The sequence below is a fragment of the Streptomyces vilmorinianum genome (assembly GCF_005517195.1).
GTDB classification, from domain to species: Bacteria; Actinomycetota; Actinomycetes; order Streptomycetales; family Streptomycetaceae; genus Streptomyces; species Streptomyces vilmorinianum.
The window spans coordinates 5,008,476-5,022,721 of sequence record NZ_CP040244.1 but is presented as its reverse complement, the minus strand read 5'-3'; the positions used below and the strand labels follow the sequence as shown (position 1 = coordinate 5,022,721).

At 67.9% G+C, this 14,246-nt stretch carries 7 protein-coding genes; 6 read left to right on the top strand and 1 reads right to left on the bottom strand.

Annotated features, from left to right (window positions below; all coding sequences use genetic code 11):
- Window positions 1–58: 58 nt before the first annotated feature.
- On the bottom strand, window positions 59–1,714 hold the full coding sequence (locus FDM97_RS23465; RefSeq protein ID WP_175439214.1) for a hypothetical protein: 1,656 nt from the start codon (window positions 1,712–1,714) through the stop codon (window positions 59–61).
- A 141-nt stretch (window positions 1,715–1,855) separates the two neighbouring features.
- On the opposite strand from FDM97_RS23465, the gene FDM97_RS23460 reads away from it, so the two are divergent.
- From FDM97_RS23460 to FDM97_RS23435, 6 genes are all read left to right on the top strand, one after another.
- Window positions 1,856–3,271 (top strand): PIN-like domain-containing protein, encoded by a 1,416-nt coding sequence (locus FDM97_RS23460; RefSeq protein WP_137992473.1) that lies wholly within the window; start codon window positions 1,856–1,858, stop codon window positions 3,269–3,271.
- Window positions 3,272–3,534: 263 nt separating this feature from the next.
- On the top strand, window positions 3,535–4,044 hold the full coding sequence (locus FDM97_RS23455) for a hypothetical protein (protein ID WP_254705729.1): 510 nt from the start codon (window positions 3,535–3,537) through the stop codon (window positions 4,042–4,044).
- 115 nt (window positions 4,045–4,159) lie between these two features.
- Window positions 4,160–8,020 carry a PglY protein gene (locus FDM97_RS23450; protein WP_137992471.1) on the top strand — a complete coding sequence of 1,287 codons (3,861 nt, stop codon included), beginning with the start codon at window positions 4,160–4,162 and terminating at the stop codon, window positions 8,018–8,020.
- Window positions 8,020–10,764, top strand: coding sequence for a BREX-2 system phosphatase PglZ (pglZ, locus tag FDM97_RS23445; RefSeq protein ID WP_137992470.1), 2,745 nt, complete (start codon window positions 8,020–8,022; stop codon window positions 10,762–10,764). The genes FDM97_RS23450 and pglZ overlap by 1 nt, the downstream gene beginning before the upstream one ends.
- Window positions 10,761–12,092: a BREX system ATP-binding protein BrxD gene (gene brxD, locus FDM97_RS23440; protein WP_137992469.1), complete on the top strand. Its 1,332-nt coding sequence runs from the start codon at window positions 10,761–10,763 to the stop codon at window positions 12,090–12,092. The genes pglZ and brxD overlap by 4 nt, the downstream gene beginning before the upstream one ends.
- Entirely contained in the window at window positions 12,089–14,221 is a 2,133-nt protein-coding gene (locus tag FDM97_RS23435) for a DEAD/DEAH box helicase (protein WP_137992468.1), read from the top strand. The genes brxD and FDM97_RS23435 overlap by 4 nt, the downstream gene beginning before the upstream one ends.
- The last annotated feature ends 25 nt before the right edge of the window (window positions 14,222–14,246 follow it).

Here is a 14,246-nt window from a genome sequence, read left to right as displayed (position 1 = left end):
GGACCCGGTGGAGCGCGCACACCGCGCGCTCCACCGGGTCCGGGTCGAGGGGGTGACCTCAGCCGCACGCCCGCGCCGACTTCTCCGTCACCACCACGTCCTCCAGCCGCACCGACAAGGGTTTGCCGCGCTGAGGGTCCCACAGCCAGACCCGGTCGCCGGACGGGCCGAACGTCAGCAGCGGACGGCCGGACGCAAGCGGTCCGTTGAAGACAGGGATGTCCTTGTTCAGCGGTTTCACACACACGAGGGCGCCCTGGACTCCGTAGTACGGGGCCGGGTTACGGCCGGATGCCGCGGCAGCCTGCGCACGGGAGGCCGCAACCTGCGCTCCGAGGAGACCTGCGGTCAGCGTCATACCCACGACGAAGAGGCTCATGAGCGGAACGCCGACCCGTACCATCCCCTGAGCGTTGACCCACTGGTGGTAGTGACGCATCCACCCGGCGAAAGACAGGACCAGCAGGGCGAGGCCGACGGCGATGCCGACCGGTTTGAGTGAAGTGGCGTACGACCAATACACCGACACATGGATCGCTTCCGACGGGATACCGAACCCGTACCTGAGATACATCGTGTGCAGCAGCCCTCCGAACCAGGGCAGGCTGAGCGCGAGAGCGGGGACCAATGCCGGCACTGCCCAGTTGGCGTTGCGGCTGAGCCAGGAATGCACGAACGCGTAGGCAAGGCCATAGAGGACCAGGGCGAGCATGGCGAGTCCGACCACGGCATACAAGGCCATGCGCGCGGCCTCGGCCGGCGTAGCGGGCGAGACGACGGAGAGTAGGTAGCCGGACGCCGCCAGCGGTCCCGCGGCGATCGCACCCCACGCGAGCTGCACGGCCAAGGGGCGGGCCTCACGGCGGCGGGTCAACTCACGGCCCACAGGCCATACCAGAGCGCACGAGATGAGGATCGGTGGGATGACGTATGGCCCGTCTGTGACGCCGGCGGCGAATCCACACGCAACTGCCGCGAGGAGGTAGGACAGCAAGGGCAGGACCACACGCCATGTCGGGACGGCAAGCTCAGGTGGTGGAGCGTCGAGGCCCCGGCCCTCCATGCCCACGGGGATGCGCAGTTGGAGAGCCTCGGAGTCGTAAGGGCGTCCGGTGAGTGCTCCGCGCCCCAAGCGCACAGCAACCGCCTCGAGAGACGGGTGTCCAGCCTGCTTGACGATGCGGACAGTCGTCACCATGCCGAACAACGTGCGCCATGCAAGGACGCGACTCCCGGAGCCTGGCTCCTCGGTACCTACGGCCGATGATGCCTGGCGACTGCGGTAGGCGTGAAACACCGTCCGATGGTCCACGGCCAGCTCGTGCTCGATCAGCGTCGCATCCACCACCCACATCCCCGCCTGGTGCCGCCGAGCCAGCCCTTCGATCTCCGAGACCGCCGCCTGCACCGCCCCGAACCGTGCCCCGTGCAGGCGCACCTCCACCAGCAGCCCCCGCCGCCCACTCCCCAGCGCGTCCCCTTCTCCGTCGCCGGGTACCCATGGCCGTACTGACCACCCCTGCGCCTCCAGCAACTGCGTCGACAGCCCCGTCTCGTCCGGGCTGTCAATCACCGCCACCAGCACCTCGACTCGCCGGTTGAACGGCTCAACAGGCAGCGGCGACAGCGTCGGAGCCGCGTCGTCCTGCTGCCCGCCGGAGCCAGCACCACCCCGCTGCCCCGGAATCGCCCTCCCCGTCGCGCGCCGAGACACCCACCCCGTACGTAACACTCCACACCTCCGTGATCAGACTTCACTCCAGGTCGGATTTGGCCGAGACAGCACTCCCGCATCACGGCCGACCCTGGGACCATGCCTCCTATGCCCCGGGCATGTACCGGGACAACGAGGGGAATGCGCAGCAGTATGGGGTACAAGGACAACCCGGAGGGTCGGACCACCGGGCGCGGGATCTTCGACTGCGACGGCGCTCACCGCACCCCGCTCAGGAGCGACTACGAGCGGGTCTTCCAGTCCGGCATGGTCGTCCTTGACACCAACGTGCTGCTCAACCTCTACCGCTCGAACGTCCGCACCCGGCAGGACACCTTCGCTGTCCTCTCCAAGCTCCGCGACCGACTCTGGGTCCCGCATCAGGTGCTCACCGAGTTCTGGCGCAACCGCGAGCTGAAGTCGATCCGCCATCACCACAGCACCCGGGCGAAGGAGACCTCGCTCGCCCTGGACAAGGCCCGCAGGTCCGCGCACGACGCCGTCGATCGGTGGATGAAGGACGTGCGGCTGAAGCAGGACGAGGGTGTCACCTTGCGTATCGACGCCGGGCTGAAGACCCTGGCCGAGGCGATCGACGGACTGCGGGAGATCATCGACGCGCAGGCCGAGCGGGACGCTCTGCTGGGCACGGCCGAGACGCACAGCGACCCCGTACTGGCCGAGCTGGAGCCGCTCCTGCAAGGCCGTATCGGGGAGCCGCTGCCGACCGACGAGTACGACAAAGCGGTCCAGGCAGCGCAGAAGCGAGCGGATGAAGAGATCCCTCCCGGATACGAGGACTTCAAGACGAAGCCGCCGGAGCGCGCGGCCGGCGACTATCTCCTCTGGGTGCAGCTCCTCAAGGAGGCGCAGAACCACGAAGGCGACGTACTGCTGGTCACCGGCGACGTCAAGAAGGACTGGTGGCACCCGAGGGACGGCGACATCCCCGCTCGCCCCCGAGCCGAGCTGTTGGTCGAGCTGCGCGAGCACGCGGGCGCACAGCTGTACATGCTGACCCCAGCCGAACTGCTCACCTGGGCTGAAGAGTTGCTCGACGGGCTCGATGTCGACAAGGACTCCGTCGACGATCTGGAACAGCTCCGTGAGGCAGACCGCGAAGACACGACGGTCGAGACCGGCTGGACCCGGCAGTCCCTCGGAACCTTCGTCGAGCACCTTCGTGTGCGCTACCCGGCGCACGCGAAGGTGATCATCGCAGCCGCGGCGAACGGCGGCTTCGTAGACCGGGCGACCGTGTACGACCTGGCCGGCTATCCCGACGACCGGCAGCTCAAGGGATTCACCCGGCCTATCAGCACCGTGGCGAGGGAGCTGGAAGACCAGGGTCTGCTGACGGGCGAGGAGTCCTTCCTGCTCCACACCATCTACGGCTCGGCGACGGAGCCCTCATGGGCCACTGGCTTCCGGATCCCGGACGAGGCGGTGCCGATCCTTCTCGAGACGTTCGTCGAGCCGGGGCGGTCGTCGCATCCTCCCAAGGGCGATGGTGACCCTGGCGACGGCTCGAGGCCTTCCGAGACCGAACGGCCGTAGGAACAGGCAGCAACTCTGGCGCCGCGGCTCCATCCCCAAGGCTGAAATTGCATCCTTGCCCCCGTCTCATCCCCATGTCACACAAGTGAGAGCGGATCGAGGGCGGGGGGAGAGCCGTGGGTGGGGACACAGAGAGCAACGGAAACAACCGAGCCGCCGCGACGCCGTCGCGCTGGGCGCGGGAGCGGTTCGGGAAGCGGGCGAGTGGGCTTGTCGCAGGGATCCCGAAGCGGCTCGCGCGTGCCCACCAGAGGGCGAGGGCCGTGCACGACAAGGCCGAGCTCAAGAAGCGCGGGCCGTATGGGAACGTCCTGGCCGAGGCCGTACTGGAAGAGCTCGCGGACGAAGCACTTGCCCTCGGGGGCACGGTCCGTGAGTTGCGCAGCTACGACTTTGCGGTCATCAACGGGTGGGCCCTCTTTCCCTTCAAGTATTCCGACCGGCCGATCCCTCTCGATCGTGCCCGGCTGCGGGCCGATGTTTCGGCTCAGCGAAAGCGCCTGCTGACAGCGCACGGTCCTGAACCACGGGAAGGGCTCTTCCCGCTGGAGGACGTTCCGACGACAGCGGAGTACGACAAACTCCACGAGGCATTCGAGGAGCTCGGACGCAGTACCAAGCTGGTCTCCGTCTTCTTCACCGCAGCCCGGGGGGAGGGTATCCACTCCATTCACTGGGGGGAGGCGCACCTCGAAGACGACCGGACCTTCACCTGGTCGTATGTGGAGCCTCTGCTTACGTACCCGGGGCAAGGGCGGGTGGTGATCAACTGATCATCACGGAAGTTCCCGTGTCCCCGCTGAGAGCCCCTGCGAGCTGGCAAGATATGGGGGACGAGCGCGCTGCGCGGACCATGTGAACCGCCGAGTGAGGGAACGAGAGCCACCGATGTCCACGAATGAACTCTTCCTGCGGGATGTCATCGACATCAAGGAAGACGTCCACGCCGGCGATTTCAAGGTGGAGCTCACCGGGGGCTTCACCGAGACCGACGCCCGGGTCGCGGAATACGTGGTCACCGACCAGCTGAAGCTGGCCTTCGGTAAAGCCCTCGGCATCGTCCGCGCTTCCGTCCGGGGCGGGAACTCGCACGCCGCCTACCTCCACGGATCCTTCGGTTCGGGTAAGAGCCACTTCCTGACCGTGCTCCACGCGGTGCTCAACAACGCGCCGTCCGCCCGAGCCAAGCCCCGGCTCCAGGAAGTCATCGCCGACCACGACGAGTGGCTTCGGGGCAAGCGATTCCTCATGGTGCCGTACCACCTTGTCGGCTCCACCGACCTGGACTCGGCTCTGCTCGGCGGGTACGTCGCCGAAGTGCGGCGCCTGCACCCGGGCGCCCCCACTCCTCCCGTCTACCGCGCTGACTCGATGCTCGCCGACGCGGCGAAGCTCCGGAGCAGCATCGGCCACGATGCTTTCGTGGCTCTGCTTCCCGCCGCCGGTGCCGCTCCCGGGACCTCAGACGGAGACCTCGACGATCTTGATGTGATCGACGGCTCGGGCGCGGCCTGGACCCCTGGCGATCTGGACGCGGCCTTTGCCGCGCCGGCAGGCGACGCCCGCCGGGACCGGCTGGTGTCGGCCCTGCTGACCGGGCCGATGTCCTCCTACGCGGAGGGCGCCCGAGGCGATGCCCAGGCGTTCCTGCCGCTGGAGAACGGCCTCGCCGTCATCAGCCGACATGCGAAGTCTCTCGGGTATGACGGTCTCGTCCTCTTCCTCGACGAGCTGATCCTTTGGCTCCAGGCGCACATGTCGAACCGAGAGAAGGTGAACTCCGAGGTCAGCAAGCTGGTCAAGCTGATCGAGTCCGGCGACAGTGCGCGTCCTGTCCCCATTGTGTCCTTCATCTCCCGCCAGCGTGACCTCTCGCAGCTTGTCGGCGCGGACGTCGTCGGTGCCGACGTGAAGAACCTAGAGCAGCAGGTCGAGTACCTGGCGGGCCGCTTCGACGTCGTGAGTCTCGAGGACCGCAACCTCCCGGAGATCATCAAGGAGCGCATTCTCAGGCCCAAGGACGAGCAGGCGCGGGCGGCTCTGGACGGGGCCTTCGGAGCCATCGAGTCCACCAGCTCGCAGGTCAAGGACGTTCTGCTCGACGCGCACGGCGCCACCCACGCCGACTGGGCGGACTTCCGGGCCGTCTACCCCCTCTCGCCCGCGCTCCTCAACGTCCTCGTGGCACTGTCCGGGGCGCTCCAACGAGAGCGGACCGGTCTCAAGCTGCTCCAGGAGATGCTGCGGCGGCGGCGCGCCGACTTCAAGCTGGGCGAGCTGATCCCCCTCGGTGACCTGTGGGACGTGCTCTCCGACGGCACCGGAGAGGCGTTCACCGACCGGCTCAAGAACGAGGCCGAGGCTGCGCACACCTTCCACAGCAAGGTGCGGGCGCATCTGCTGGAGAAGTACGGCTCGGAGGAGAACGAGAAGTTCATCGCCGACGACCGATTCATCAAGACTCTGCTGCTTGCCGCGCTCGCGCCCGACGTACCGGCCCTCAAGCGACTCACCGGCGGGCGCATCGCCGCGCTGAACCACGGCTCCATCCGTTCCCGTACCGTCGCCCCCGGCTCGCTGGTCGTGACGCGACTGCGGGAATTGCAGGCCGAGTTCGGCGAGATCCGGGCCGACGGCGACCAGGACCCCGTGTTCACCCTCCATCTGTCCGATCTGGACATCGAGCCGCTCCTCGACATGGTGGCCGACGAGGACCGCACCGGGGCCCGCCGTATCTGGGTCAAGGACCAGCTCTGGAAGGCACTCGGACTGAAGGACACCGGCGCCTTCGTCTGCGAGCACGACATGGTCTGGAAGGGCAGCCGGCGCACCGCCGAGTTCGTCTTCGAGAACGTCCGCGACACCGCGCAGCTGCCCGCCGAGCAGTTCCGCCCCGGCGTGGACGGCCGGGTACGGTTCATCCTCGACTACCCCTTCGACGACGGTCAGCACTTTCCCAACGACGACGCCCAGCGGGTCGAGCTGCTCCGCTCCGAAGGGCTCATGGCGCCCACCCTCGTCTGGCTGCCGTCCTTCTTCTCCGAGCAGAAGAACGCCCAGCTCGGACGGCTCATCAAGATCAACTACCTGCTTGAGCGCGACCGTCTCGACGACTACGCCGGGCATCTCGCCTCCGACGACCGCGTCCGTGTCCGGCATCAGCTGGCCGCCCAGCGCGACACCCTCACGTCGCAGTTGACCGCCACGCTCGCACAGCTCTACGGCATCGCCAAGGTCGACGAGAACAGCGTGTCCGCAGAGGTCAGCGAGGGGAAGCACATCCTCTCGCTGCTGCCCGAATACGGGCGGCCCCAGTTGCAGGGCGGCAAGTCCTTCATGGACAACCTGCAGCACCTGGCCGACGGAGTCTTCGACGCCCTGTATCCCAAGCACCCCGATTTCGACCGGGCCGGTGACCGCAAGCCCGTCACGCCTGCCGAGCTGAAGACCGCGCTCACCTGGATCACCCGGGCCATGGACGACGGCGGCCGTCGCATCGAGGTCGACAGCCACCACCTCAAGACCGTCAAGAAGATCGTCGAACCGCTGGAGCTCGGCCAGGTTCATGACGGCCCGCTCGTCCTGCGCAACGATTGGCGCGCGCGTATCAACCAGGTCGCCCACCAGCACCGGCCCGGCGCCGAGGACCTCTCCGTCGAGGAGATCCGCGAGTGGATCGCCAAGGACCACGGCTGGACCGGCCTCGACAAGAACGTCAGCAGCCTGATCATCGCCACGTATGCACTCCTCGACGACCGCGCCTGGATCTTCCACGGCGGCAGCCCTCTGACCCAGGCGCCGGAGCTGAACGACATTGGCGCCGGCCACGGTCTGCGCGCGCAGCAACTACCCACGGACGAGGAGTACGCGACCGCCCGGGAGAGGGCGGCGAAGATCTTCGGGGTGGCGGTCCAGCCCACCCTCTTCGCCCGGAACGTGAACAAGCTTCACACCGGCGTACGGGATAAGGTCAACCAGTACGAGCAGTCGGTCAACGGGGTCCGGACCTCGCTGAACCGGCACGCAGAAGCCCTGGGGCTCGAGCCGGACACCAGCGCACGGACGTCATCGGCGAAGGACGCTGCGGATCTGCTCGCTCGCCTCGGACGTCACCATGAGGCGACGGCGATGGTCAGGGAGCTGGCCCGTGCCTCGTACGCCACGACGGACGCGGTGCTGGCCTCTGCGATCACCTTCGCCCCGGATGTACTCAAGGCGCTCGACGACGCCGACTGGCAGCTTCTCGACAGCGTCCGTGGCTTCGCCGGTCGGCGGGATGGCGTCGGCGAGCGGGCGGAGCGTTTGATCGGGGAGATCGCCGAGGCTGCTGCCGCGAGTGAATTCGAGCGCTCGCTGGTCCCGGTCCTGGACTCCATCCGCGGCAAGGCTGTCGGTCTGGTCAAGGACGCCGCACGATTGGCTCAGGTGGCAGACCCTGTGTCGCCGACGCCTCCTGCCCAGGCGACCCCGGACGATGTGCACCTCACCCAGCACGGCACACCGCCTGTGTCGTCCACACGCTCGACGTCGGGACCTGTCCACACCGGGGGCATCGGGGGCACGGCCGGTTCCCGGACCGTGCGCCTGCAGCCGAGCCACATGGAGAACGCCCTGAGCAAGGCGATCGACAACCTTTGGGACGAGATCCTCGCCTGTTCCGCCGCCAACCCCGGGATGGCAGTCGAGATCACCTGGCAGGTCGTGCCACCGGAGGAGAGCGGACCTTCCGGCGACGAGGCGCTGTCCTGATGGCGGTACGGCCGCTCATCGACCGGAGAATCGTCGAAGCACTCCTCGAGACGGAGCTGCGTCGGGCCAAGGACCGTCGCCTCCTGCTGGTTCACGCCCGGTACGACAGCGCGGCGCCCACCGACTTCACGGCCCGGGTCGATGGTCGGCAGCGCCGGGTGAGGGTCACCGATCAGGACTCCGTCCTCGGAATCGTCGACGCCTGGCAGAGGCTCCTGTCCGAGCCCGAAGACGACAGACTGCTCGTGGTCGCGAGCGATGTGCCGGCCACCGCTCTTGGCTGGGACGTGCGTGCACACGCCGTCGGACGCCGCAGCCTCGCCGTCGACCGGGCCGAGATCGTCAAACAGCTCTTCGGGGCCGCCGACCTCGACCCTCGCATGTTTCGCGAGGCCTGGCTGCTCGACGCCCTGATCGAGGCCGAGCCCGCGGACGGCTGGCCGCGCGACGGATCCGTCCTCACGCGGGACGCCGCCGTACAGGCTCTCGTCGGTGAACGTCTGGGGCTGGGCCGCACGATGGGTGGGCACTCGCCCGATCTGGACACCAATGCGCTGCTCGCCTGGTCCCGGACCACTGCCGGCCCGGCGCGCTTCCGTGAACTGGCCGAATCGGAGCGTGACGGACTGACGGACTGGCTCAGCGGCGTGATCGGGTCGGCCGCACCCACCCTGCTCGCGCTCATCGCAGACGGCAGGGGGCAGGACGCCATGGCGCTCGGCGTTCTCGGCTCCGTACTGAGTGCGCCGGATGCTCCAGCTGGAACGAGTTTCGCGCTCGGGGGTCTGTTCGGTTCGACCCTGCGCTCGGTGGACGAACTTCCCCCGTTCACCTCCTCGGTGATCGGCACACTTGCCCGATGGATCGGCGAAGCCGAGGCCAACAGCGCTTCCGGCGCCGAGGCACGGCAGCGTGTCTACGCGGTACTCGACCGGGCCGACCAGCTTGCTGCCGAAGCCGGACTCGGGCAGGTACTACGCGTCGACCCCTTGCTGCCCTCCGGCCTCAGAGCCCGCTTGAGGGACCTGGCCACCGCTTTGGAAGCCTCGTCCGACGAAGCCGAGGCAGCGTTGGACCACGTCCTGGCTCATCAGCTGGCCCGTCTGCACCCGGCGAGCTGTAATGCCGCACGCATGGCGGTGCGCGTCGTGCGATGGCTCGACGGACCCGAGCCCATCGTGGCATCGGTGGGGCAAGCGGTCAGTGAGCATTTCGCGCAGTGGGGATGGGTCGACCGCGCGCTTGCGGTCCTCGCCGAGGGGGACCCGCTGGGCGAGTCGGCCGTGGGCCAGGCGTATCACCAGCTCATCGGCAAGGCTCGCGCCCGGCGCACGGTGATCGACGAGCACTTCGCCGCCCGGCTCGCGGGCTGGACCCTCGCTGCCTCGACACAGGCGCCGGCGGGCGCGCTTCTCATCGAAGACGTACTCACCACCTTGGCTGTGCCACTCGCCGGCGCGAACAAGACGCCAGTGGCGCCACTCGTGCTCGTACTGGACGGCATGAGCGCGGCCATAGCGGCGCAGCTCGGGGACGAGATCGACCGCCGCGTCTGGACGGAGATCGTCCCTGCACCGCAAGGGGGGCAAGCCGCACGGCGTCAGGCGGCCGTGTCCATGCTGCCGTCGGTCACCACCATCAGCCGGGCCTCGCTGCTGTCGGGCACGGCGACGAGCGGCAAGCAGCCAGCGGAGAGCAAGGGGTTCGCCGCCCTGTGGCAGCGGTACCGGCGCACGGGGACGCTCTTCCACAAGGGGCAGATCGGCGGTGTCGAAGGGCACCGCCTCGCCCCCGAGCTGCTGGAGGCGCTTGCCGGCGACGGCGTGGTGGGAGTCGTACTGAACACCATCGACGACGCGCTGGACCACGGACAGGAGGGTGAACGCACCACCTGGCGGCTCAAGGACATTAGCCACCTGCTGGATCTGCTCAACGCGGCCCGCGGCTATGGCCGTCCCGTCCTGCTCGTCTCCGACCATGGCCATGTCATCGACCGTTCGCCCAAGGGCCGCGGACCGATGAAGGCGACCGGCGTACAGAGCGCCCGCTGGCGCACGGGCACACCCGACGAGGGTGAGGTCGAGCTCAGCGGACCGCGCGTCCTGGCAGGCGACGGTGCCATCGTGGCGCCGTGGCGTGAGGACATCAGATACACGCCGCGCAAGGCCGGGTACCACGGCGGGGCCTCGATCGCCGAGGTGACCGTACCGCTGATCGCCTTGGTACCTTCACAGGAGCTGGTGCCGTCGGGATGGGTCGTAATGCCGCCCGAACAGAGCGTGCCGTCCTGGTGGGAACCCTGCACCGAGACTGCAGCGGACGTGGAGCCGGAGTCTTCGGCGAGCCGTCGGGGCCGCAAGCCGAAGGAAGTACAGGCAGGCGAGGGGCTCTTCGCAGCGGCCGACGTGTCAACGGAGACGGTGACGCTCGGCGGCAAGGTCGTGCGGACACAGCGGTATCAGACGCAGAAGGCGTTCGTACGCCGAGCACCGGATGCCAAGGCAGTGGCTGCGGTGATCGACGCGCTCGCCGAGGCCGGTGGGAAGCTGACCCCGGACGCGGTGGCAGCCGCCGCGACGGCTGCCACCGGCAGGTCGCAGCGGAACCCGGAAATCTTCGTCACTGTGGTGCAGCGCCTTCTCAACGTCGAAGGCTACGGCGTGATCAACCTGGTGGACGCGGGGCGAACCGTAGAACTGAACGTCCCGCTTCTGCGTGAGCAATTCGGAACGGAGCAGCCGTGACCGGCTTGACCGAGGTCAGCGCGGCCCGCCGCCGTGAAGTGGTGGACGCGCTGAGGCGCGGCACCGTGCCGCAGGCAGGGCTCGATCTGTTCGCGGTCGGGCTCGATCGCTTCACCGCCGCACTGGACGACGACATCCAGACAGTGGCGCGTGGCGGGTCGGCATTCCACGCCATCCGCGGCGAATACGGTTCCGGCAAGACGTTCTTCGCCCGCTGGCTGGCCGAGCGGGCCAAGCGCGCGGGTCTGGCCACCACGGAAGTGCAGATCTCCGAGACCGAAACACCCCTGCACCGCTTGGAGACGGTCTACCGACGCCTCACGGAACGGCTCACCACTGCCACCCATCAGCCCAGCGCGCTCAAGGCAGTTGTCGATTCGTGGTTCTACACCCTTGAGGAGGAGATCCTCGACGCCGGTGAGGTGGCGGACGACAACGAGAAGGCGCTCGCCGCGGCCGTCGACGAGCTGATGGAGCAGCGTCTTGGCGAAGTCGCCCGGACGACGCCCGCGTTCGCGGCGGCCCTGCGCGGCTATCGCGAGGCCCGTGCCGCAGGCGACAGCGCGACGGCCGAGGCGCTCATCGCCTGGCTGGGTGGCCAGAAGTCGGTCGCTGCCTCGGCCCGCAGAGCCGCGGGGGTCCGTGGAGACCTGGACCACTTCGGGGCTATGGGATTCCTGCAGGGACTGCTGACCGTGCTGCGCGACTGCGGCCATCCGGGACTTCTCGTGGTTCTCGACGAGATCGAGACTCTGCAGCGGGTGCGCGGCGACGTACGGGAGAAGGGGCTCAACGCCCTGCGGCAGCTGCTCGACGAGATCGACACCGGACGCTTCCCCGGCTTGTTCCTGGTGATCACAGGCACGCCCGCGTTCTACGACGGACAGCAGGGCGTCCAGCGGCTCGCCCCTCTCGCTCAACGCCTCGCCACCGACTTCACCACCGATCCTCGATTCGACTCCCCACGTGCGGTGCAACTACGCCTCGCCGGCTTCGACCTGCCGAGGCTGGGAGAACTCGGCCGCACTGTCCGCGACCTGTACGCGGGGGCGGCACGTAACCCGGAGCGGATCGCAGCACGCGTCGACGACGCGTACCTGACGGAGCTTGCCACGGCGGTCACGGGCGGTCTCGGCGGGAAAGTGGGGGTCGCCCCCCGACTGTTCCTGCGCAAGCTCGTCGCCGATGTCCTGGACCGTGTCGACGAGTTCGACGACTTTGAGCCGCGTCGGCACTATGCGCTCACCGTGTCCGGCGCCGAGCTCAACGAGGTCGAGAAGAATGCCGCCAGGGCCGATGCGGACGACATCGAACTGGACCTTCCGTGAGCGCGCTCGACGACCTCGATCCCGTTCTGACACACCACATCGTCAACTCCCTCGGGTGGCGGGCCCTTCGTCCGCTGCAGGAGGAGGCGATCGAGCCCCTGATGGCCGGCGAGGACGCGATTCTGCTGGCCCCCACTGCCGGGGGAAAGACCGAGGCTGCTTCGTTCCCCTTGCTGTCGCGAATGACCGCGGAGCGGTGGCAGAGCACCTCGGTCCTCTACGTGTGCCCCTTGAAAGCCCTGCTCAACAACCTGCTGCCGCGCCTGGAGACATACACGTCGTGGCTCGGGCGGACCGCTGCCCTGTGGCACGGCGACGTCACCGCAGGCAACCGCAAGCGCATTCTGAACAACCGACCCGACGTCCTGCTTACCACGCCTGAGTCCTTGGAAGCCATGCTGGTCAGCGCGAACGTCGACCACAAGGCGTTCTTCTCCGGGCTGCGGACCATCGTGGTCGACGAGGTGCACGCCTTCGCGGGAGACGACCGGGGATGGCACCTGCTCGCGCTCCTCGAGCGGCTGCAGAAGACCGTCGGGCGTCCGATCCAGCGCGTAGGGCTGTCAGCCACCGTAGGCAATCCGGCAGAACTCCTCCATTGGCTCCAGGGAACCGGGGCCGGTAGCCGCCCGGCACGAGTGGTCGCATCCCACCTCACTGCTCCGAGTGTCACGAGCACTGTGACGCAGTCGCCCCCCGGTGACGTCCAGCTCGACTATGTCGGTTCCGTCGACAACGCCGCCCGGGTGATCTCTTCCTTGCACCAGGGAGAGAAGCGGCTCGTCTTCTGCGAGTCGCGGCGACTCGTGGAGGAGCTGGGAGAAAAGCTGCGTCTCCGAGGAGTGACCACCTTCCTCTCCCACGCTTCGCTGTCGGTCGATGAGCGACGGCGCGCCGAGCAGGCGTTCGCGGAGGCGCGGGATTGTGTGATCGTCTCCACCAGCACACTGGAACTGGGCATCGACGTAGGCGACCTCGACCGGGTCATCCAGATCGACGCCCCGGCCACGGTCGCGTCCTTCCTTCAGCGGCTCGGCAGAACGGGGCGGAGGGCCGACACGACACGCAACTGTCTCTTCCTGGCGCTGACGGAAGACGGACTGCTGTCCGCGGCCGGAATGCTCCTGTTGTGGTCACGCGGCTGGGTGGAGCCGGTCGTCGCCCCACCCGAGCCGCGCCACATCGTCGCCCAGCAGCTCCTCGCGCTCTGTCTGCAGGAACACCAGGTCGGCGACCAGCTGTGGCGGGATTGGTGGAACGGACTTGGTCCCTTTGGACAGCCCGCCGAGCCGATTGTGAAGCACCTTGTGAACGAGGGCTACCTCGATCGGGACGGTGGCATGCTGTTCATCGGTCTGGAGGCAGAACGCCGTTTTGGGCATCGTCACTTCATGGGCCTCACGGCGGTCTTCACAGCCCCGCCCCAATTCACCGTGTTCCAGGGCCGCGTGGAGATCGGTCGCACCGACCCCGATCTCTTGACGGAGGAGGTCGAAGGGCCGCGGAAGCTCCTTCTTGCGGGTCGCAGCTGGGTGGTCACGTACATCGACTGGCGACGCAAACGGTGCTATGTGGAGTCGACGGACGGGGGCGGGAAGGCGAAGTGGAGTGGACTCGGGTTCAGCCGGGCGACGTCGTTCGAGCTGACCCGAGCGGTCCGCGAGGTGCTCCTCGGAACTGATCCACCGGTGAGCCTCACCAGGCGAGCCGTGGCCTCTCTCGCTGACGCGAGGGACCACTTCATGGAGGCCGTCCATCCGGGCGGAACACTGATCGTGCGTGGAAACGGTGGCTATGCGCGCTGGTGGACGTGGGCGGGTCACCGGGCCAATGCCACACTCGCTGCCTCACTCGGTGCGGTGGCCGCCCCTGCGCAGCGCATCAATGACTGCTGGGTTCGGCTCAGGGAAGACGTCAATCCGCAGATATGGAAGCAAGCTCTCGCAGACGCATCAGGACAGCTCTGTCTCCCTGAAGTGGACACCCGAGCGGTGAAGGGGCTGAAGTTCGGCGAGGCGCTTCCGGCCCGACTTGCGGAATCGACCCTCGCGATCCGCTTCTCCGACCTGGCGGGGGCGCAGACTGTCTTGGACGAACCGACGAGATTCGTTGCCGACCTCGGCACCTGACACGGCCGGCGACCTGCTGTCCCAA

Coding starts and splice junctions, on each gene's coding strand:
- FDM97_RS23460 (WP_137992473.1), top strand. CDS start 1,856: ATGCGCAGCAGTATGGGGTACAAGGACAACCCGGAGGGTCGGACCACC.
- FDM97_RS23450 (WP_137992471.1), top strand. CDS start 4,160: ATGTCCACGAATGAACTCTTCCTGCGGGATGTCATCGACATCAAGGAA.
- pglZ (WP_137992470.1), top strand. CDS start 8,020: ATGGCGGTACGGCCGCTCATCGACCGGAGAATCGTCGAAGCACTCCTC.